The organism is Mycobacterium sp. GA-1841 (assembly GCF_001954135.1).
Classification (GTDB): domain Bacteria; phylum Actinomycetota; class Actinomycetes; order Mycobacteriales; family Mycobacteriaceae; genus Mycobacterium.
The window spans coordinates 1-20810 of sequence record NZ_MBEQ01000083.1 but is presented as its reverse complement, the minus strand read 5'-3'; the positions used below and the strand labels follow the sequence as shown (position 1 = coordinate 20810).

Genomic DNA, 20810 nt, shown 5'->3' with positions numbered 1-20810 from the left:
GGCATGCGTACCTGTTCGTCTCCTCTGGCGTCGCCGGAGCTGAATCGACTCCGGCGCGGGACGACGTGTCTCACCGTCCCGCTCGTCGACGGCGTCGTGCAGGTCGGAATCGGCGGCGACTTCGCCACCACGACGCTCGCGGTCCTCGTCACGGCGACCGCGGTGCGGATCCGGCGGCTGGACGGGCGACGGCTGCAGGTGCACATCGTCGAGAACTGGACCGGGCCGACGGCACCGGGTACGGCGACGGCCGTTTTCGACGAGCCGGTCGATGTGGTGGTGCTCGAACGCTGCGCAGGGCGCTGGGTCGCGGGGACCGGAGCCGACGCCGCCGACAGGGCGAGCCTCGAACGGTTCGTCGGCACGCTGACCCGCTTCGCCCTGGCCAAGGACCGCGGTCGCGTCGATCAGGAGGCGGGTGCGGCGTAAACCTGCAGGTACTGGGCCAGGGCCCGCTCCCCCTCGGTGAGAATCGCCCGGTCCTTGTCCGGTCCGGCATGAAAAGCCATCTCCAGCAAGCGATCACCCATCTCGACGGCAACCATCAGCACGAGCGGATCGGTGTCCTGGCGAAGCAGACCCCAGTGCAGCAGCGCGGCGTGCAGGGCCCGGGCGAAGTCGGTTCGGCGAGCCCGTGGATCGGCGATCATCCCGCGGGCCAGGCTGGTGTAGTGCAGGTCGACCAGGTGTGGATGGTTGCGCAGGTGTTCGTAGTGGAATTCGAAGATGCCGTGGGCGACTTCGGCCAGGCTGCTCGGACGTAACGCGGCCAGAACCGCCGCACCCTCGGCATCACGGCGGTCGAGGTGGTCGGTGACGATCTCCTGAAGGATCGCGTCGCGATTGGGGAAGAACTGGTAGACGGTTGCCACCGGAACATCGGCTCGCGCGGCGATCGCGCGCGTGGTGACGGCGTCTATACCGTCGGTTTCCAGCAGCTCGAGCGCGGCGGCCCGAATGCGTTCGACGCGTCGTCTGCTGCGCTCCTGTACAGGTTGGCGTCGCCGCAGTGGCTTTTCAGGGACCACCGTCAAATCGTCGCACACGTGTGCGACTAGTCCAGCGAGCGGTGCAACTCCAGGGTGGCCGCTACGGCGTTGGCCGCCTCGGCGCCCTTCTTCACAAAGTGCTTCGTGAAGTAGCCGATGTGCTCGTCGTGCTCGTGGAAGTGGTGCGGGGTGAGCACCACCGAGAACACCGGCACATCGGTGTCGAGCTGCACGCGCATCAGCCCGTCGATCACCGCGGTGGCCACGAATTCGTGGCGGTAGATGCCGCCGTCGACCACCAGACCGGCCGCCACGATCGCCCGATAACGGCCGGTGAGCGCCAACCGCTTTGCGGCCAGCGGGATCTCGAAGGCGCCGGGCACTTCGAAGAATTCCAGCGCATCCGCGGCGAAGCCGTGAGTGCCGATCTGTTCGGTGAACCCCTCGCGCGCCTTGTCGACGATGGTGCGATGCCAGGTGGCTTGGATGAACGCGATCTGAGTGGCGTCGGACATGTGGCGACGCTATCGCACACCGAGGTAGGCATCAGCCCAGGCGCCGATGATCCGGCCGGCGCGTTTGGCCTGCCCGGGCCCCGTCAGCAGGTGCTCGGAGCCCTCCAGCGAGACGAAGCTGCGTGGGTGGCGGGCGGCGCGGAAGATGTCGCTGGCGTTCTTGATGCCGACGGTGTTGTCGGTGGGCGAATGCAGGATCAGCAGGGGCAACTTGAGGGTCTTGATCTTGTCGCGCAGCTGGGCGGCCCGGACATCTTCGACGAAGGCCCGCTTGAGGGTCAGGGTCTTACCGCCGACCATCCATTGGCCGCTGCCTTCGGCCAGCACCTGCTCGATGACCGCGTCGTACTGATGCTCGACGTGGGTCGGATCGAATGGTGCGCCCACCGTCACGACTGCCCGCACGCCAGGGGACTGCCGGGCGGCGGCGATGGCCGCGGCACCGCCGAACGAATGCCCGATCAACAGATCGGCCGGGGTTCCGCGGTCGGACATGAACGTGCAGGCCGCGATGATGTCGTCGACCTTGACGGTGAACGAGCCGTCCCCCCAGTCGCCCCCGGAATCCCCGAGACCCAGCGCATCGAAGCGCAGCATCCCGATTCCGTCAGCGGCCAATTGTTTGCAGATGCGTGAGGCGGCGGGAGAGTCCTTACCGAGGGTGAAGCCGTGCGAGAACACGCCCCAGCCGCGCACCGGCCCGTCGGGCCGATCGATCACTCCGGCCAATGTCGGGCCCGTCGAACTGGGGAAGGTGACGCGCTCAGCCATGCCGGAGGTTTACCACGGATAGACCTCGGCCCGTCGGATGGTTCGACCCGAGCTGCCCAGTTGCCCGCGCGGCTCCGTAGGGTGGCTGGGTGCCTTTGAACACCATCGCGCTGGAACTCGTGCCCCCGAACGTCGAGCGGGGCGCGCAGTTCGCCGTCGACGAGGCCCGCAAGGTTCTGGCGTTGTCCGCCGAGGTGGGTATCGAGGGGCGGATCCGCCACGTCATGATTCCCGGGATGATCAACGAGGACGACGATCGTCCCGTCGAGATGAAGCCCAAGATGGACGTGCTCGATTACTGGTCGATCATCCAGCCCGAGCTGCCCGGCCTACGCGGCCTGTGCACCCAGGTCACGTCGTTTCTGGACCGTGAGGCGCTGGGCAAGCGACTGACGGACCTCAGCGGCGCCGGCTTCGAGGGCATCGCCTTCGTCGGCGTGCCCCGGACCATGAAGGACGGCGAGGGCGAGGGCGTCGCGCCCACCGACGCGCTGTCCATCTACGAGCAGCTGGTGCCCAACCGGGGCGCGATCCTGATCCCGACCCGCGACGGCGAGCAGGGCCGGTTCAACTTCAAGTGCGACCAGGGCGCCACCTACGGCATGACGCAGTTGCTGTACTCCGACGCCATCGTCGACTACCTGCGCGACTTCGCCAAGGCCAGCGACCACCGACCCGAGATCCTGCTGTCCTTCGGCTTCGTGCCGAAGATCGAGACCAAGGTCGGGCTGATCAACTGGCTCATCCAGGATCCGGGCAATCCGGCGGTCGCCGCGGAACAGGAATTCGTCAGCCGGATCGCCGGGCTGGAACCGGCCGAGAAGCGCGGGCTGATGCTCGACCTGTACAAGCGGGTGATCGACGGAGTGGCCGATCTCGGCTTCCCGCTGAGCATCCACTTCGAGGCGGCCTACGGCGTCTCCAAGCCCGCCTTCGAGACGTTCGCCGAGATGCTCGAGTACTGGGCACCGGACCGGGGCTAGCGCGACCGGCTACAGGTCCAGGACGAGTCGGCCCGATTCCGCGCCGGCCCGCGAGACACACACCAGCATCTGACCGAGTTCCCGTTGCCGATCGGTCAGCAAGGTGTCGCGATGGTCGACGTCGCCGGCGAGCACCCGCTGAACGCAGGTGCCGCAGAACCCTTGTTGGCACGAGTAACCCACATCGGGCAGCGCGTCGCGCAAGGCGGCCAGGGTGCTCTGGTTCGCGCCGACCTGCACGACCCTGGCGCTGCGGGCCAATTCCACGTCGAAGGGCACGCCGTCAACGATCGGCACCGGTGAGAAGTGCTCGACGTGCAATTCGATGCCCGAGTTTGCCGGCAATGCCCGGCGAACGGAATCCACCATCGCCGCGGGACCGCACAGGTATACCGCCGTCCGCTCGTCCACCCCGTCGAGGAGCTCCGCGGCGGTCGGCCGTCCGTGTTCGTCGGTGGTGTGTATCCGCACCCGGTCGCCCCACGCCGACAGCTCGTCCAGAAACGGCAGGTTGTCCCGCCGATGCCCGACGAAGGACAACGACCACGGCACGCCGAGGCGTTGGGCAAGCCGGACCATCGGCAGGATCGGGGTGATACCGATGCCGCCGGCGATCAAGTGCAGTTTCTCGGCGCGCGAGGCCGAGCCGGGCACCGGCATCATGAATGCGTTTCGCGGATCGCTGATTTCGACGATCGCGCCCACGCCGAGTTCGTGTACCTCCACCGAAGCACCGCCGCCGCTGGGAATCCGGCGCACCGCGATCCGGTACTCCTGCGTGCGGTCCGGATCCCCGCACAGCGAGTACTGGCGGGTGCGTCCGGAGGACAGGCGAACGAAGATGTGAGCGCCCGGGTGCCACCTGGGCAGCGTCGAGCCGTCACCCACCGCCAGGGTGAGTTCGACGACGGAACCGTCGGGCGCGACGCTGCGTCGACCCACCACCGACACGGTCCGACGGTCCACCGCATGACCGAGCGCAGGTAGTTCCTGATCTCCCCCGAGACGCATCACCACCGAGATGAAATGGGATACCGCGGTGCCGGCCAGTCGGGTGAAGAGGTCGGGCCGTACCGCCCCGTGCAGGCCCGGCGGCGGCGCACCGATATAGGGCTTGAGCAGACGCCGCACTGTTTCAGCCATGGCCGGCCCGCGCCGCCGGCGAGGCAGCCAGATACGCCACCGCTTGGGCCGTCACACCCTCGTCGGCCGGGTCGTAATCACGCCGCAGAAACCGCAGCCCCGACCGGATCATGAAACCTGCGGACGGGACGGTGCCCCGTTTGCCGGAAGTGCGTAGCTTCCACAGCATTCGGAGATACCCGAGGTTGGGCAGCGCCGGATCTTCGTGGATGAGGAACTTCGTGCCGCGTAGCAGCAGCGCGAAGAACACCACACTGACCAGCACACCCGACAGGGCCTGCGCGACATAGTCCATGCCGAAGTACCTGGCCACGTTGTAGGAGACGTGACGGTGCTCGACCTCCTCCGCGCCGTGCCACCGGTACAGATCGCACAGCGTCGGATCGACGCCCATCTCGTCCCAGTCGTTGTTCAGTGCCCAGTGGCCCAACACACCGGTGAAATGCTCTGCTGCACAAAGGGCGTGGGTGCCCGAGGACAGCGCCTTGCGGCGGCCGGGGCCGGTGGCCCGGTCGAGCCGCGCATCGAACTGGCCGGCCACCCACTCCAGCTGGCGGTAGTACGGCGTCGGGTCGATGCCGTGGCGCCGGACATAGGCCACCAGCACGTCGTCATGAGTCTTGGCGTGCACTGATTCCTGACCGATGAAACCGACGATCTCGGCCCGCAGCTGCTCATCGCGGACGTACTCCAACGCATCGCGAAGCAATCTGCTGAACCACCGCTCGGCGACCGGCAGAAAGAGGTTGAGCGCCGTGACGACGTGCGAGCCGTAGGGGTCCCCGGGGATCCAGTGCAGCGGCGCGGTGTCCCAGAGAAACTGGACCTGTCTCGGGCGCAGTGCCACTTCCTCGGGGGCGAAATCGTCCACTGGGCCGGTGCCGGCCCGATGTTCTGGCTGCAATTGATCCCCTCGGCTCGTCGCGTTCCTCGCCGGGGCGGCGCTCATCGCCGTCCCTCAACTCTTATTCGGAGCGGGGGCCGTCGCGGACGGATCTGAGAAGAAAGTGATCCGCGAGGGCGTCGGCTCCGAATCACTTAGGTCGGGTGCGATGAATGCACGGGTGCACGCGCGCGTGCGGAGAAAGGTGAGACCAACCATGTCCAGTTTGACCCCTCAATTTGCGGCGGTGCAGGCGCACTACGACCTGTCCGACGACTTCTTCCGCTTGTTCCTGGACTCGACGCAGACCTACAGCTGCGCGTACTTCGAACGGGACTCGATGACGCTGGAGGAAGCGCAGTTGGCCAAGATCGACCTGTCCCTGGGCAAGCTCGGGCTCGAGCCGGGGATGACGTTGCTCGACATCGGCTGTGGGTGGGGCGCGACGATGCGGCGGGCCATCGAAACCTACGACGTCAACGTCGTCGGTCTGACGCTGTCCAAAAACCAGGCCACGCACGTCAAGACGATGCTCGACGGCATGGACACCGCCCGGAGTCGGCGTGTGCTGTTGGCGGGCTGGGAGGAGTTCGACGAGCCGGTGGACCGCATCGTCTCGATCGGCGCGTTCGAGCACTTCGGGCATCAGCGCTATCCGGCGTTCTTCAAGATGGCGCATCGGGCGCTGCCGTCTGACGGGGTGATGCTGCTTCACACCATCTGCGGGTTACATCCGAACGAGGCCCGTGAGGCGGGGGTCGCGTTCACCTTCGACCTCGCTCGCTTCATCAAGTTCATCCTGACCGAGATCTTCCCCGGCGGGCAGTTGCCGTCCACGCAAATGGTGCGGCAGCGGGCGAACGCGGCCGGGTTCGTGTTGACCCGCCAGCAGTCACTGCAGCGGCACTATGCGACGACGCTCGACCATTGGGCGGCCGCCCTGGAGAGCAAGCGACAAGAAGCCGTCGAGATCCAGTCAGAAGAGGTGTACCAGCGCTATATGAAGTACCTGACCGGCTGCGCGGATTTGTTCCGCAAAGGTCAGGTCGATGTCAACCAGTTCACCCTGGAAAAGCGCGAACTTGGGTAAACCCGGTTTGCCAGTGGGTCCGGATGGATATTCTCCGCCCCGATGACCGATTCAGGCCGGGTGGACGACGACCTCGACGACGTCCTACGGCGGGTGGCCCGGCAGGATGCGGCGGCGTTCGCGGCGCTTTATGACACCACCCACGCCCGGCTGTTCGGTCTGGTGAGCCGGATCCTTCGCGACCCCGGCTACAGCGAGGAAACCACCCAGGAGGTCTACCTGCAGGTGTGGCGTAATGCGGCGTCGTTCGACCCAGCAGAGGGTTCGGCAATGGCCTGGCTGGTCACCATCGCGCACCGGCGGGCGGTGGACCGGGTCCGGTCCGAGCAGGCCGCCCACCGGCGGGACCACCGGTATGCGACCACCTCGGCTGAGCCACCGGCCGATGTGGTGGTGGAGCGGGCCACGCTGTCCGAGGAACACCGCCAGGTCGTCGAGTGTTTGGACGGCCTGTCCGATGCCCAGCGGGATTGCATCGAACTGGCCTACTACCGGGGCCTGACCTACCCGCAGGTGTCCGAGCGCATCGCCGTCAACCTCGCCACCGTGAAATCCCGAATCCGCAATGGTTTACAACACCTGCGTCGGTGCCTGGGGGTGGCATGACCGAACCCGCCGAGCCCGAACTGCTGGAGTTGGCCGCACCCTATGCGTTGAATGCCGTCTCCGACGGTGAGCGGGCCGACATCGAACGTCGGGTCGCTTCCGCGCGGGCCGAGGTGTCGGCGGCCTTCCATGACGAGGTGCGCGCCATCCGGGAGGTCATGGCCGTCCTGTCGAACGTCACGGCCGCCCCGGCCCCGCCCGCGTTGCGAGCGCGGGTCCTGGCGGCGGTCGACGCACCCGTAGGCCGCAGGACTCGTTGGCGCACAGCCGCACTCGCGGCGGCGGCCGCTGCGATCATCGCCGCGGGGGGATTCGGCGTCGGGGTCGCGCTCCGGCCGCCGGCGCCGGCGCCCTCGGTGGCCGAGCAGGTGCTCAGTGCGCCGGATGTGCGATCGGTCAGCACGTCCGTGCCGGCCGGTGGTACGGCGACGGTCGTCTATTCCCGCGAACGCAACACCGCGGTGCTCGTCATGAGCAGCGTGCCGCCCCCGGCGGCCGACACCGTCTACCAGATGTGGCTGCTGGAGGACGGAAAGCCGCGGTCTGCCGGGACAATCGGCGCTGCCATCGGTCCGTCGGCGACGGATGTCGTGCGTGATCTCGGTGGCGCGAGCACCCTCGCGTTCACGGTCGAACCCGGTTCCGGATCGCCGCAACCGACCGGTGAGATCTTCGCCCAGCTCCCGCTCGACTGAATCGGCTAACCCATTGCGGCGGTGACGGCCTGCGCGATGAACCGCACCGCATCGTTGCGGCTCACCGAGGCCATCAGCTGTGCGGCGGCGTGAATCTCGGGGCCCACCAGACATGTCGGACCTGCGGTGAGGTTGTCGAACGCGGTCGCGACCACATCGTCGACGGCAGCTGCGCCCGGCGGCGTCTGGTCGGGGGAGTCGATCTGGCCGCGCTCGTGTTCGAGCTTGCGCAGTGCCGGGGTGTCGGTCTTGCCGAGAATCAGCCCGAGGACGTCGACGCCTTTGTCGTGCAGTTCGGTCCACAGCGCCTCGGCGAACACCATGTCGAAGGACTTGCTGGCCCCGTAGGCCACCATGTTCGGCCCACCGGCGAACCCCGCGCCGGAACCGAAGATGACGATGCCGCCGCGTCCGCGCCCCACCATCGGCGGCGCGTAGTGATGACACAGCTGCATCGGCACCATGCAATTGCGCTGCACCAGTGATTCCGCGGCCGACAGTGGGCTGGACAGGAACGGCTGGAAATTCGGATCAGCCCCGGCGCAGTACACCAGGAAACCGACGTCGAGGTCCGCGGTGGCCTCGATGACCCTGGCGGCGGCGCCGGGGGTGGCCAGATCGATTGCCAGCGTGCGGGTTTGCATGCCGGTTTCCGCGATCCGAGCGGCGACATCGTCGAGGACCGCCTGGCGCCTGGCCAGGAGCACCACGTTGAGGCCGCGACGGGCCACCTCTTCCGCCATCGCGGCGCCGACCCCGTCGGAGGCCCCGGCCACCAGGGCCCACGGCCCGTACTTCGCTGCGAATTCCATTGCGTCTCCTAGACCCCCACCACGCGCACCGGGGTGAACTTGCGCCGTGAGATGTGCCAACCGTGACCGGTCCGCACCAGCTCGTCGTCATAGAACCCGACGGCGTTGACGCCGGAGTTGTTGTTTTGAGCCAGGACCAGCGCGTCGATGTAGGTGCGCGCTGTCGCGGTGTCGCCGGCGACGGTGATCGCGTGGTTGCTCATCCGGTGCAGGGTGTGCCCGGCCATGGCGTGCGTCTGCTCCATGAACTCGGTGACCGCATCCACGCCGTCCCAGGAACCGATCTCGCCGTAATCCAACACGCAGTCCTCGGTGAACACGGTGCGAAACAACGGCCAGTCCCGCCGGTCGATGCCGGTGGCGTAGCGGACCAGCACATCGATGATGTCGTCACGATCGGTCATGCGTGATCTCCGTTCGGGTGCACGATGATTCGCGCCGGTCCTGCCGACCGACGGGCCAGGTCGAGGGCTTCGGGCACCCCGTCGAGGCCCACCACCATCCCGATGCTCGGGGTCGGGTCCAGGTCTCCGGCGACGATGGCCTCCAGCGTTCCATACCAGTCCTGCGGCCAGGGTCCGCCGCCGAACTGCAAAGTCACGCCTTGCCGGGTGGCGGTGGTGATGTCCAGGGTGTCGCCGGTGTACCAGCCGCCGGCGCAATAGATGCGGGTGCCCATGTCGGATTCCTCGACGATCTTCTGGATCAGCCCGGACGCGCCGACGCATTCGAACACCACGGCCGGGCCCCACAGGTTGCGTTCGCCCCGTACCTCGCGCCAGACGTCCATCGGTGAGCGTTCGGCCGGATCGACGACGACGTGGGCACCGAAGTCCTTGTGCGCCAGGGCCCGACGATCTTCCTGGTAATCGGAGACGATGATCGGCTCGACGCCGCGGCGCGCCAGGGCGGCCACTGCGGACAGCCCGATCGCTCCGGCACCGATCACGATGGGGATTTCGCCCGGTTCGAGGCGGGCGCTGCGGACATAGAACTCGCCGACCGCGAAGGCATCGGTGAGCGCCACGGCGTCGTCGGACGCAGTGCCGGTGACCGTCCGCGCAATAGCTTCGGAGACCACCACCAGCTCGGCGAAGCTGCCTGGTGAATCCGGATGCTGGCCGATGATGTGGGCGCCGTGCGCGCCACCGTCGATCAACCTGATCGGGATCGACGTGACGCGCGCGCCGATGGGGAACTGCTCGCTACCGCCCGGGCCGTGCCCAATGACCTCGCCGACGAACTCGTGCCCGAGCACGATGTCCCGGTCCGCGTCGTAGCGAGACCGACCGGTGGGATCGTCGCCGAGTTCGGGGTGATCCATGAAATGGACGTCGGAGGCGCAGATCGCGGTGCTGGTCACCCGCAGCAGAAGCTCTCCGGGACCCGGTGCCGGATCCGGGATCTCGCGTACGGTCAACGCGCCTTCGCGTAGGACAACTGCCCGCATCGCCGATCCGTTCTCTAATATTCGAGATAGGCTCTCGAATTACCAAGCCGACTGTAGAAACCGCCCAGGAGGGAGTCAAGGGTGAAAGGTGCACATTCGGCGCCGACGGGCCGGGTGGTCGACGTGATCGAGTTGGTGGCCGGCTCCGCTGACACCCGACTGCGGTTCTCCGATGTGGTCAGCGCGCTGGATCTGACGCAGGCCACCGCGCACGCCATCCTCACGACGCTGTGCGACCGGGGCTGGCTGATCCGCGATCCCGCCGACAAGACATTCTCGCCGGGGCCCGGTCTGGCGGTGGTGGCCGCCCGAACCGAGGCCGCACGACCGCTGGCCCATGCGGCTCGTCTTGCCGCCCAAGAACTTTCACAGCAGCTGGGCTATGCCGCCTCGGTGGTGGAGCGGACCGGCGACGAGTTGGTCATCACCGCGTTCGAAGGGGCCGGTCCGTGGCCGGCCGGCATGCCGGGGGATCGCATCCGGTACGCGCCGCCGTTCGGTGTCGCCTTCGCCGCCTGGGATACCGCCGCCGAGCAACGCGCCTGGATCGACCGGGCGCCCACGACGGGCGAAGCGCTGACCCGACGACTTACCGAGGTGTTGCGCCAGACCCGGGAGCGGGGCTTCGACGTCGACTGGACGACCCCGGACCTCACCCGGGCCGCACAGCTGGTCGGCTCACTTCCCAGCGCCGGCCTGCCCGACCACGTCCGCGGCATCACCGATCAACTGCTCACCGAATTCGCCACGATCGGCCTGACGCCGGCCGGCGACGCTGCCGGTAAACCACAGCCTGTGGCCACCATCGCCGCACCGGTCTTCGACGCTCACCGGCGCGTCGCGCTGATCCTGTCGGTGCATCCGCTGCGGTCGATGACGGCGCGTCAGGTGGACACCGCGGGGCAGCGGGTCAGGCGGGCCGCCGATCGGCTGGGCCGATCGTGAAACTGAACTCCGCGACGCCGTCGACACCGCCGGAGACCACATCGCCCGGTTCCATCGGCCCGACCCCGGCCGGCGTGCCGCTGTAGATCAGGTCGCCGGGCGCCAGGTCGACGGCCGTCGAGATGGCACTGATCACCTCGGGCACCGACCAGATCAGGTCTTTGAGATCGCCATGCTGCTTGAGCTCCCCGTTGACCCTCAGCCAGATCTCGCCGTGGTCCGGATGCCCGACCTCCGAGACCGGATGGATCGGGGTGCACGGGGCCGACGAGTCGAACCCCTTGGCCCAGTCCCAGGGCCGGCTGAGCTTCTTGGCGTCGTCCTGCAGGTCCCGTCGGGTCAGGTCGACGCCGACGCCATAGCCCCAGACCAGGGCCGGCGCGTCGGCCGGTGCGACGTCGCGACCACCGGCCCCCAGCGCCACCACGAGCTCGATCTCGTGGTGAAACGACGAGGTCAGCGACGGATAGGGGATGGTGCCCGTCGCCTCGAGGACGGCATCGGCGGGCTTCAGGAAGAAGAACGGCGGTTCCCGGTCCGGGTCCTTGCCCATCTCTCGGGCGTGCGCCGCGTAGTTACGGCCGACACAGAACACCCGGCGGACCGGGAAACGACCCGGACCGGTGCTGACCGGCAGTGAGGTCTGAGGCGGCGGAGCGATGACGTAGTCGGTCACAGATGCATTCTCCTGCGGTCAGCAGACGCCCGCATGCGGCAGATCTGCTCGGCATTGGAGGTAGCAGTCGACTGCTCGGGCTGACAGACCGCCGCCCGCTACCCTTGCTGGAGTGTCCGAACCGTCAGTTGCCGAGCTGCGCTCCCGTCTCGACGGCTTGACCATCCGCGACGCGGACCGGCTGCGCCGCCGCCTGCGGAATCTTCGCGGCGGTGACCTGACCAAGATCACCCAGCAACTTGCCGCAGCCGAAGCCCTCGTGCTCACCCGCCAGGCCGCCGTTCCGGCGATCACCTACCCCGACCTACCGGTCAGCGAGCATCGCGACGAGCTGGCAAAGGCCATCAGTGAGAACCAGGTGGTCGTCGTCGCCGGCGCGACCGGTTCGGGTAAGACCACACAGCTACCCAAGATCTGTCTTGAGCTGGGCCGCGGCATCCGCGGCACCATCGGGCACACCCAGCCCCGTCGGCTGGCCGCTCGCACCGTGGCCCAGCGCATCGCCGACGAACTGGGCACACCGCTGGGCGACGCCGTCGGCTATACCGTGCGGTTCACCGATCAGGCCAGCGATTCGACCCTGATCAAACTGATGACCGACGGCATTCTGCTCGCCGAGATTCAGCGGGACCGGCGGCTGCTGCGCTACGACACCCTGATTCTGGACGAAGCACATGAGCGCAGCCTCAACATCGACTTCCTGCTCGGCTATCTGCGGGAGCTGTTGCCGCGCCGTCCCGATCTCAAGGTCATCGTCACCTCGGCCACGATCGAGCCGGAACGCTTCGCCGCGCACTTCGGCGGTGCCGAAAATGGGCTCAGTGGCGGTGCCCCGATCGTCGAGGTGTCCGGGCGCACGTATCCGGTCGAGATCCGGTACCGGCCACTGGAAGTACCCGTCCCTTCTGAGGACACCGACGATCCTGACGACCCCGACCACGAGATCGTGCGCACCGAACCACGCGACCCGACCGAGGCCATCGTCGACGCGGTCCGCGAGCTGGAAGCCGAACCGCCCGGCGACGTCCTGGTGTTCCTGTCGGGCGAACGCGAAATCCGCGACACCGCAGAGGCTTTGAAAGACCTGCGCAACACCGAGGTCCTGCCGCTGTATGCGCGGCTGCCCACCGCCGATCAGCAGAAGGTGTTCCAGCCGAGCCATGCCACGCGACGAATTGTTCTGGCCACCAACGTGGCCGAGACGTCGCTGACCGTGCCGGGTATCCGTTATGTCGTCGATCCCGGTACCGCGCGGATCTCCCGTTACAGCCGGCGCACCAAGGTGCAGCGCCTGCCGATCGAGCCGATCTCGCAGGCCTCGGCCGCCCAGCGGGCCGGCCGCTCCGGCCGAACTGCCCCGGGCGTCTGCATCCGGCTGTACTCCGAGGAAGACTTCGACTCCCGACCCCGGTACACCGATCCCGAAATTCTGCGCACCAACCTGGCCGCAGTCATCCTGCAGATGGCCGCCCTGCAACTCGGCGACATCGCGGACTTCCCGTTCCTGGATCCGCCGGATGCCCGCAGTATCCGCGACGGGGTCCAGCTGCTGCAGGAGCTGGGTGCGTTCGACGCTTCCGGTGTGCTGACCGACGTCGGACGACGGCTGGCCCGGCTGCCGCTCGACCCGCGCGTCGGCCGGATGATCCTGCAGGCCGATACCGAGGGTTGTGTGCGTGAGGTGCTGGTGCTGGCCGCCGCGCTGTCGATCCCAGACCCGCGCGAGCGTCCCAGCGACAAGGAAGAGGCGGCGCGGCAGAAGCACGCCCGGTTCGCCGATGACTCTTCAGACTTCGTGTCCTACCTCAACCTCTGGAACTACCTCCGCGAGCAGCGAAACCAACTTTCCGGCAACGCCTTCCGGCGGATGTGCCGCGAGGAGTTCCTGCACTATCTGCGGATCCGGGAATGGCAGGACCTGACCGGGCAGCTGCGTAGCATCGCCCGGGACATCGGCATCCGCGAGGGTGATGAGCCCGCCGAGCCGGCCGCCATCCATGCCGCGCTGACCGCGGGTCTGCTGTCGCACGTCGGGCTGCGTGAAGGGGAGGGGCGCGAATATCAGGGCGCCCGCAACACCAAATTCGTGTTGGCTCCCGGTTCCGTACTGACCAAGAAGCCGCCGCGGTGGATCGTGGTGGCCGACCTGGTCGAGACCAGCCGGTTGTTCGGCCGCATCGCCGCGCGGATCGAGCCCGAGACGGTCGAACGGGTGGCCGGGCATCTGGTGCAGCGCACCTACAGTGAGCCGCACTGGGAGGCCAGGCGCGGCGAGGTCGTGGCCTTCGAGCGAGTCACGCTGTACGGATTGCCACTGGTTCCGCGCCGCAAGATCGGTTACGCCAAGTTCGAGCCAGAGCTCAGCCGGGAGTTGTTCATTCGCCACGCGCTCGTGGAAGGCGATTGGCAGACCCGGCACCACTTCTTCCGCGACAACGCCCGCCTGCGGGCCGAACTCGACGAGATCGAAGAGCGGGCCCGCCGGCGTGACCTGTTGGTCGGTGACGACGAGATCTACGCGCTCTACGACGCCCGCATCCCGGCCGGCATCGTCTCCGCCCGGCACTTCGACTCCTGGTGGAAGAAGCAGCGGCACAAGACACCCGACCTGCTCACCTTCACCCGCGACGACTTGTTGCGCTCCGAGGACGGTGCGGACAATCCCGACACCTGGCGGGCCGGCGACCTGGAACTGCCGCTGACGTACCGGTTCGAGCCCGGTGCTGCCGACGACGGCGTGACGGTGCATGTGCCGGTGGGCGTGCTGGCCCGGCTCGGTGGCGACGGATTCGCCTGGCAGGTACCGGCTTTGCGCGAGGAGCTCGTGACGGCCCTGATCAAGTCGCTACCCAAGGATCTGCGGCGCAACTTCGTCCCGGCGCCCGACACCGCCCGGGCCATCCTGGGCGACATCGATCCGGCCGCGGGCTCTCTGCTGGATGAGGTGCAGCGCGAACTGCGGAGGCGCAGTGGCATTCTCGTACCGATCGACGCCTTCGACCTGAACAAGATCCCGGATCACCTGCGCGTGACCTTCGCCGTCGAGTCCGCGGACGGCAAAGAGGTGGCCCGCAGCAAGAACATCGACGCCCTGCGTGAGCAGCTGGCGGTGCCCGTCGCGCAGGCGGTGGCCGACGCGCTGGGCGGCGATCTGGAACGTCGCAACCTGCACGCTTGGCCCGAGGACCTCGACGAGCTACCCCACACCGTGGAAAACACCAGCGGCGGACACACCGTACGTGGATATCCGGCCTTCGTGGACACCGGAAAAGCCGTCGATATAAAGGTGTTTGCCAATCCGGCGGAGCAGGCCGCGGCCATGGGTCCCGGTCTTCGCCGACTGCTGCGGCTCACCGCGCCGTCGCCGGTCAAGGCGATCGAGCGGGGATTGGACACCCGCACCCGCCTGGCGCTCAATGCCAATCCCGACGGCACACTGGCCGCCCTGCTCGACGACTGCGCCGACGCCGCAGCCGACTATCTGCTGGCCAAACCGGTGTGGACCAAGGCGGAGTTCGCGGCTCTGGTGGCGCGGGCCCGCAAGGAGCTCGGCCCCACCACACAAGCTGCGGTGTCGCGGGTCGAGAACGTGCTGGCCGCCGCGCATGACGTCGGTGTGGCGCTGCCGGACAAGCCCACCCCAGCTCAGGCCGATGCCGTTGCCGACATCCGATCGCAGTTGGATCGACTGTTGCCCAAGGGCTTCGTCACGGCGACGGGCATCGCGCGGCTGACCGATCTGGCCCGGTATGTCACCGCGATCGTCCGCCGCCTGGAGCGGCTGCCGCAGGCACTCGGTGCCGACCGCGACCGGATGTCCCGGGTACACGCAGTCGAGGACGCCTACGACAACTTGCTGGCCGCGTTGTCACCGGCCCGTGCCGAGGACCCGAAAATCCGCGACATTGCCTGGCAGATCGAGGAATTGAGGGTCAGCCTGTGGGCCCAGCAGCTCGGCACACCGCGGCCGGTCAGCGAACAGCGCATCTACAAGGCGATCGACGCGGTCACCCGTTAGTCAGATGCGGGTGCTCGATCTGCCGGCGCAGGAACTCGGTGACGTGGCCGGCCACCACGTCGGGTTGCTCGAGCCAGGGCCAGTGGCCCGTATCCGGCACGGGTTGCACCGTGCAGTGACGGAACATCCGGCGGTAGTCATCGGTCTGTGAGAACGGCACGTAGTGGTCTTCGGCGCCCCACACCACCAGGACGTCGCCGGCATACTCGCCGAGTCGATCAGCATATGGCGCAAGGGCGTCCGGGCCGGTGGACCGGTAGAGCTTCAGCACCGCGTCGGGGGTGCCGCGGGCGAACATGTGCTCGGCGATCGAGTCGAGCGCGTCGGGCGGCAGGCCGGGATCGCGCATGGCGAGCATGCGCCGCATCAGTGCCGGGTTACCGACCCGCCACATTGCCTCGGCCAGCACCGGTGTTCGCCACAACTTGGCGGCGAAATGGTTGATCACCACCGGGGCGTTGATCAACGTGATGCTGGCGGTGGAGTCGAGATGATCGGCGGCCCACGCGAGTGCCCATGGGCCGCCGAAATCATGGGCGACAAGATGTGCGCGTTCGACACCGAGCTGGCCGAGGATCGCGTCGAGGTGCGTCGCGTAGGCGTCGACGGTGTACGGCCACTGCGACGGTTTGTCGGCGCCACCGAAACCCGGCATCTCAGGGGCGATCACGCGGGCGAAGCCGGCAACCGGCGTCAGCAGTCGATCCCACTTGGCTCCGGCGTTGTTGCCGTGTACGAACACCACGGCCTCCGGGCTCTCGGTCCCGGCGACGAGCACCGGGGAACGCACCCCGTCCACAGCCAGCGTGCGATGCTCGACTGGTCGCTCCATCAGCGGGATCTTACGGTCGCGCAAGGCCTGCCGCGCGGTTTCAACCAATCAGTTGACGCCCGTGGCCACCCGCGGCACCCGTTCGACTGAGGCGTCGTCGAGCACCAGTTCGGCGACCCGTGACCGGTGGGCTTCTGCACTTCCCAGGAGGGCAGCGTCGGTGGTCGCGCGCTTGAAGTACAGGTGCGTCTGGTGCTCCCAGGTGAACCCGATCCCGCCGTGGACCTGAATGGTGTCGGCCGCGATCTTGGCGAATGCCGCCGACGCGGTGGCCTGAGCGATGCTGGCTGCCAACGCTGGGTCGTCAGTACCGTCGGTCAACGCCCAGGCCGCGTGATAGGCCGTCGAGCGGGCGTGCTCGAGGTCGACCAGACAATCGGCCAGCCGGTGTTTCACGGCCTGGAACGAGCCGATCGGTCTGCCGAACTGCAGCCGCGATTTCGCGTAGTCGACCGAGAGGTCCAGCAAATGCTGTGCGGCGCCGACCTGTTCGGCGGCCAACAGCGCGGATGCCACCTGGAAGGCGTGGGTGATGACGCGCTCGGCTTCCTCGGGTCCGGCCACCAGCTGTGCCGTGGCGTAGGCGAACACGATGTCGGCCTGTGGCCGGGTGAGGTCGAGGGTGACCAGCGGGGTGCGCTGCACACCGGCTCCGGTCGCGTCGACCGCGTAGAGCGCCACACCGTCGGGTCGCGTTGCCGCCACCAACAGCACATCCGCGGCGTCACCGTCCACCACCCGCTGCACGGTCCCGGCCAGCGTCCCATCCTCGGCCACAGTGACATTCACGGCGGCCGGATCGAATGCGCCTGCCTGATCCGGTACGGCGAACGCCGCCGTTTGTATCCCTTCGGCGAGGGCGCCGAGGAGTTCGTCGCGCCCGGGTCCCGCCGACGCGGCGACAAGTGCGGGGATCGCCAGCATCACCGTGCCGAAAACCGGGCCGCAGGCCAGGGCGGCGCCGAGTTCCTCCACCGCGATGGCCTGGTCGACGAGCGTGCCGCCGGCCCCGCCCTCGGACTCCGGAACTGCCAGGCCCAGCACGCCGAGCTCAGCGCCCAACCGAGCCCACACTTTCCGATCGAACCGCGGCTCGGACTCCATCAGTGTGCGCACCGTCTGCTCGGCGAAGTTCTCTGCGCAGAACTTGCGGACGGCGGTGCGCAGTTGAGCCTGTTCGTCGGTGAATGAGAACTCGCCAGTGTCAGCCACGCGGGATCTCCTTCCACGGCATACCGGCATCCGCACGCAGATCACCGGGCAACCCCAGAATCCGCTCACCGAGAATGTTGCGCATCACTTCAGACGTCCCGCCTTCGATGGTATTGGCCTTGCTGCGCAGGAAGCGTTGTTGGACGGGTCCGCGCCAGTCCGCCTCGTCGTCACTGTCGTGCAGGCCGTAGCCGTGGTACAGGATCCCTTCGGGCCCAAGCAGATCCATGCACCATTGATAGATGTGCTGGTTCAGCTCGGCCCCGACGAGCTTGCCGATCGACCCCTCCGGACCCGGACCACCGACGGTGGCCGCCGCCCGGGAACGCTCGGCCGTCAGCCGCTGGGCCTCCGAACGTAACCACAGTTGGGTGAGCCGGTCACGCAACACCGGGGTCCGCAGATCGGGCCGGGATGCCCACAGCGCCACCGCGTCCGAGATGGTGCCGGCGCCGCGCCGGTTGCCGCTGCCGCCCAGCGCGCTGCGCTCGTTCATCAGCGTCGTCATCGCGACGTTCCAGCCGTTGCCCACCGCGCCGAGCCGGTGCGCATCGGGGATGCGGGCGTCGGTGATGTACACCTCGTTGAACTCGGCCTGTCCTGTCATCTGTCGCAGCGGTCGGGTTTCGACACCGGGCGCATGCATGTCCAGTACGAAGTACGTCAGGCCCTTGTGTTTGGGCACATCGGGATTGGTTCTTGCCAGCAGCAGCCCCCAGCGCGCGCGATGCGCGAGGCTGGTCCACACCTTCTGCCCGTTGAGCACCCACTCGTCACCGTCCTGGACCGCCGAGGTGGCCAGCCCGGCCAGGTCCGAACCGGCGCCCGGCTCCGAAAAGAGCTGGCACCAAATATGTTCGGTGCTGGCCAGCGGACGCAGCCACGATTTCTTGAGCTCCTCGGACTGGGCATGTTCCCGCACCGTGGGCGCGGCCATGCCGTATCCCATCGGGTTGAGACCCAACGGCACGGGACCGCCGGCACCCTGCAGGATGCGGTCGGCCACCGCCTGCAACCCGCGCGACACCCCGAGACCGCCGAGACCCTCGGGGAAATGCACCCAGGACAGGCCGGCGTCATAGCAGGCCGCCAGGTACTCGGGAATCGGGACTTTCTTGGGATCGTGATCTGCCACGACCCCGCGGGCGAGCTCGGCGACCCGGTCCGCATCAGCGACGCTGCTCATCCAGCCACGATAGGCAAACGTATCCGGGCTCGTGCGGGCGGGCGGTACCGTCACCGACTGTGGACCGCAAGCGCGTGGTGATCGCCGGATTGGGTGACTCCGGCGTGCTCACCGCGATCCGGTTGTCCCGTCGCCATGACGTCGTCGGGGTCTCGCTGAATCCCGGCCTGGTCAGTGGTCAGGAGCTCGGGACCCGGCTGTCCCGGCCCGACGACTGGGCGCGCGATTATTGGATCGCCTTCGACCGGTTCCGTGAGCTCGACGGTGTCCGCACTGTGCACGGCAGGCTGACCGCGGCGGATCTTTCGGCTCGCACCGTCACCGTGCGTGATGTCGACGGGGTCGACCAGGTGCACGGCTATGACGCGCTGATCGTCTCCACCGGTGTGACCAACGGCTTCTGGCGGCCGGGTGTATTGCAGTCGGTAGGCGATGTCGATGCCGGGCTGCGCGTCGCACATGACCGGTTGGGCGCGGCTGGCTCGGTAGCGGTGGTCGGGGGCGGCGCGGCAGCCGTCAGCAGCGCGGTCAACATCGCGCTCCGGTGGCCCGACACCCGAGTCGCGTTGTACTTCCCGGGCAAACATGTTCTACAGCAACATCATCCACGGGTCCGCCGACGTGTCGAACGGCGACTCACCGCAGCGGGAGTGGCCTTGCGGCCCGGCCATCGCGCGGTGATACCCGAGGATTTCGATTGTGCTGCGATCACTTCCGATCCCGTGCGGTGGAGCACCGGTCAGCCGCCGGTGCGGGCTGACGCGGTGCTGTGGACCGTCGGCCGGGTGCGGCCCAACTCCTCGTGGCTGCCGTCTGACGTTCTCGACGAGGACGGCTTTGTGCGGGTGACGCCGGATCTTCGGGTGCCCGGCACCGATGGCGTGTTTGCGGTGGGCGACATCGCGGCCACCGACCCGCTGCGGTCGTCGGCCCGCAACCGCGCTGACGGATTGCTGGCGCACAACGTCACCGCGTACTTCACCGGTGGCCGGGTGCGCCGTTACCGGCCACCGGCCAGCCGGTGGGGGTCGGTGCTCGGGGTGCAGCCGGATGGGTTGGAGGTCTTCGCGCCCAACGGGTTCGCCTTCAGGTTTCCGGCGTGGACGATCGACCGCGTCCTACAGCCATGGATCGTCCGTCGCGGTATCTACCGAGGTGTGCGGTCCCGGGATCAGTACATCGTCACCAGCGGCTGATCGACGGGCACGACATAGGTGGACAGCATCAGCGTCCGGATGGTTCCGACGTTCCGCGCGTTGTGGATGACACCGGGCGGGATGAGGAACGGATCGCCGGAATGTAGATGCTGTACCGGACGGTCATCGAACACCATGTCCACGTCGCCCTGCACGATGTAGCCCACCTCCGGTCCCGGGTGACTGTGCCGACCGGATTCCTTTCCCACCGGGATCTCGAATCTGGTCTGGATGATCTCGAATCCTGGTGTCGGTGAGGGGGACCGCTGAAGCTCGGTGCGGGATACGCCTGCGGTGGGATCGGAGCTGTTGTCGGCGTGCGCTGTAGGCATCGAAAGTACCGCGGTCGTCAACGCCGTGACTGTGGCCAGAGCCAACCGTGTTTTTGTCATGACGTCCATGACACTCGTGATGAGCGATCGAGTCCAACGATTGTTTGTCATACGTTCCATCGCTCAACGAGATGACGCGCGTGGACCTTTCCGATTTTGCCCGCCTGGTGAGCGACAATTCAGCGACAACAAGAAAATGGTTGCTGACCTGCAAGTAACGGCCTATCATCGAACGTATGTTCGAGTTGCTCGATCCGGCGTCGCTCACCGACGCGGCGCTGATCGACGCGCTGGAGCACCGAACCCGGGCTGAGGCGGTCGCCGCCGCGCAGCGGTTGGCCTTGATCGGGGAAGTCGTGGCCCGCCACTGCGACGACGAAGACGAGGTGTCGGCGTATGCGGCGATCGACGGGTGGGAGATCGCGGCCGCGGCGGTCAGCGCGGCGTGCAATGTGAGCCGGCACCAGGCCTCGGGG

The 20810-nt window shown here is 67.6% G+C and carries 21 protein-coding genes and 1 pseudogene; 9 read left to right on the top strand and 13 right to left on the bottom strand.

The genetic code is table 11. The annotated features are described in order from the left end of the window. Positions 1–3: 3 nt before the first annotated feature. A complete protein-coding gene (locus A5740_RS19840) occupies positions 4–429 on the top strand; it encodes a hypothetical protein (RefSeq protein WP_139335243.1) in 426 nt (141 codons plus the stop codon). Here the strand turns inward: A5740_RS19840 and A5740_RS19835 are convergent. Genes A5740_RS19835 through A5740_RS19825 form a run of 3 tightly spaced genes read right to left on the bottom strand, consistent with a single transcriptional unit; the run spans position 408 to position 2275 of the window. After that, on the bottom strand, positions 408–1028 hold the full coding sequence (locus tag A5740_RS19835; protein WP_076196832.1) for a TetR/AcrR family transcriptional regulator: 621 nt from the start codon (positions 1026–1028) through the stop codon (positions 408–410). The genes A5740_RS19840 and A5740_RS19835 overlap by 22 nt on opposite strands. Before the next feature lie 26 nt (positions 1029–1054). Then, a complete protein-coding gene (locus A5740_RS19830) occupies positions 1055–1504 on the bottom strand; it encodes a 6,7-dimethyl-8-ribityllumazine synthase (protein ID WP_076196810.1) in 450 nt (149 codons plus the stop codon). A 9-nt stretch (positions 1505–1513) separates the two neighbouring features. Next, positions 1514–2275 (bottom strand): S9 family peptidase, encoded by a 762-nt coding sequence (locus A5740_RS19825; RefSeq protein WP_076196808.1) that lies wholly within the window; start codon positions 2273–2275, stop codon positions 1514–1516. Between the two features lie 89 nt (positions 2276–2364). Between A5740_RS19825 and A5740_RS19820 the strand changes: the two genes are divergently transcribed. After that, positions 2365–3258 carry a mycobacterial-type methylenetetrahydrofolate reductase gene (locus tag A5740_RS19820; protein ID WP_076196806.1) on the top strand — a complete coding sequence of 298 codons (894 nt, stop codon included), beginning with the start codon at positions 2365–2367 and terminating at the stop codon, positions 3256–3258. A 9-nt stretch (positions 3259–3267) separates the two neighbouring features. Here A5740_RS19820 and A5740_RS19815 read toward each other — a convergent pair whose 3' ends face one another. Next, positions 3268–4401: a PDR/VanB family oxidoreductase gene (locus A5740_RS19815; RefSeq protein ID WP_076196804.1), complete on the bottom strand. Its 1134-nt coding sequence runs from the start codon at positions 4399–4401 to the stop codon at positions 3268–3270. After that, positions 4394–5305, bottom strand: a complete 912-nt coding sequence (locus tag A5740_RS19810) for a metal-dependent hydrolase (protein ID WP_254849260.1) — start codon at positions 5303–5305, stop codon at positions 4394–4396. Before A5740_RS19810 ends, A5740_RS19815 begins: the two co-directional genes overlap by 8 nt. Before the next feature lie 196 nt (positions 5306–5501). Here A5740_RS19810 and A5740_RS19805 point away from each other — a divergent pair, with 196 nt between their 5' ends. From A5740_RS19805 to A5740_RS19795, 3 genes are read left to right on the top strand one after another with little or no spacing between them, the layout of a single operon-like run. Further along, positions 5502–6374 carry a cyclopropane mycolic acid synthase family methyltransferase gene (locus tag A5740_RS19805; RefSeq protein WP_076196800.1) on the top strand — a complete coding sequence of 291 codons (873 nt, stop codon included), beginning with the start codon at positions 5502–5504 and terminating at the stop codon, positions 6372–6374. Between the two features lie 42 nt (positions 6375–6416). After that, entirely contained in the window at positions 6417–6980 is a 564-nt protein-coding gene (sigK, locus tag A5740_RS19800) for an ECF RNA polymerase sigma factor SigK (RefSeq protein ID WP_076196798.1), read from the top strand. Then, positions 6977–7675 carry an anti-sigma factor gene (locus A5740_RS19795; protein ID WP_076196796.1) on the top strand — a complete coding sequence of 233 codons (699 nt, stop codon included), beginning with the start codon at positions 6977–6979 and terminating at the stop codon, positions 7673–7675. The genes sigK and A5740_RS19795 overlap by 4 nt, the downstream gene beginning before the upstream one ends. Before the next feature lie 5 nt (positions 7676–7680). On the opposite strand, the gene A5740_RS19790 is transcribed toward A5740_RS19795, so the two are convergent. Genes A5740_RS19790 through A5740_RS19780 form a run of 3 tightly spaced genes read right to left on the bottom strand, consistent with a single transcriptional unit; the run spans position 7681 to position 9937 of the window. Further along, positions 7681–8487 carry an SDR family NAD(P)-dependent oxidoreductase gene (locus A5740_RS19790; protein ID WP_076196794.1) on the bottom strand — a complete coding sequence of 269 codons (807 nt, stop codon included), beginning with the start codon at positions 8485–8487 and terminating at the stop codon, positions 7681–7683. Positions 8488–8495: 8 nt separating this feature from the next. Beyond that, positions 8496–8891, bottom strand: coding sequence for a nuclear transport factor 2 family protein (locus A5740_RS19785; protein ID WP_076196792.1), 396 nt, complete (start codon positions 8889–8891; stop codon positions 8496–8498). After that, positions 8888–9937, bottom strand: coding sequence for a zinc-binding dehydrogenase (locus tag A5740_RS19780; protein ID WP_076196790.1), 1050 nt, complete (start codon positions 9935–9937; stop codon positions 8888–8890). Before A5740_RS19780 ends, A5740_RS19785 begins: the two co-directional genes overlap by 4 nt. Positions 9938–10051: 114 nt before the next feature. On the opposite strand from A5740_RS19780, the gene A5740_RS19775 reads away from it, so the two are divergent. Continuing rightward, entirely contained in the window at positions 10052–10882 is an 831-nt protein-coding gene (locus A5740_RS19775; RefSeq protein WP_083654286.1) for a helix-turn-helix domain-containing protein, read from the top strand. On the opposite strand, the gene A5740_RS19770 is transcribed toward A5740_RS19775, so the two are convergent. Further along, positions 10848–11558, bottom strand: a complete 711-nt coding sequence (locus A5740_RS19770) for a fumarylacetoacetate hydrolase family protein (protein ID WP_076196786.1) — start codon at positions 11556–11558, stop codon at positions 10848–10850. The genes A5740_RS19775 and A5740_RS19770 overlap by 35 nt on opposite strands. Before the next feature lie 112 nt (positions 11559–11670). On the opposite strand from A5740_RS19770, the gene hrpA reads away from it, so the two are divergent. Further along, positions 11671–15576 (top strand): ATP-dependent RNA helicase HrpA, encoded by a 3906-nt coding sequence (gene hrpA, locus A5740_RS19765; RefSeq protein ID WP_076196784.1) that lies wholly within the window; start codon positions 11671–11673, stop codon positions 15574–15576. On the opposite strand, the gene A5740_RS19760 is transcribed toward hrpA, so the two are convergent. From A5740_RS19760 to A5740_RS19750, 3 genes are read right to left on the bottom strand one after another with little or no spacing between them, the layout of a single operon-like run. Further along, positions 15566–16408, bottom strand: coding sequence for an alpha/beta fold hydrolase (locus tag A5740_RS19760; protein WP_076196830.1), 843 nt, complete (start codon positions 16406–16408; stop codon positions 15566–15568). The two genes, hrpA and A5740_RS19760, sit on opposite strands and share 11 nt — an antisense overlap. A 48-nt stretch (positions 16409–16456) precedes the next feature. Next, complete coding sequence (locus tag A5740_RS19755; protein WP_254849259.1) at positions 16457–17620, bottom strand: acyl-CoA dehydrogenase family protein; 1164 nt, start codon at positions 17618–17620, stop codon at positions 16457–16459. After that, the gene (locus tag A5740_RS19750; protein WP_076196782.1) at positions 17613–18806 is read right to left on the bottom strand and encodes an acyl-CoA dehydrogenase family protein; all 1194 of its coding nucleotides are present in this window, start codon (positions 18804–18806) and stop codon (positions 17613–17615) included. Before A5740_RS19750 ends, A5740_RS19755 begins: the two co-directional genes overlap by 8 nt. A gap of 59 nt (positions 18807–18865) precedes the next feature. On the opposite strand from A5740_RS19750, the gene A5740_RS19745 reads away from it, so the two are divergent. After that, a complete protein-coding gene (locus A5740_RS19745; RefSeq protein ID WP_076196780.1) occupies positions 18866–20002 on the top strand; it encodes an FAD-dependent oxidoreductase in 1137 nt (378 codons plus the stop codon). Here the strand turns inward: A5740_RS19745 and A5740_RS19740 are convergent. Beyond that, positions 19978–20394, bottom strand: a complete 417-nt coding sequence (locus tag A5740_RS19740) for a cupin domain-containing protein (RefSeq protein ID WP_175616300.1) — start codon at positions 20392–20394, stop codon at positions 19978–19980. The two genes, A5740_RS19745 and A5740_RS19740, sit on opposite strands and share 25 nt — an antisense overlap. A 176-nt stretch (positions 20395–20570) precedes the next feature. On the opposite strand from A5740_RS19740, the pseudogene A5740_RS19735 reads away from it, so the two are divergent. Further along, positions 20571–20810 (top strand): annotated as a pseudogene (locus tag A5740_RS19735) (HNH endonuclease); the annotation flags it as partial.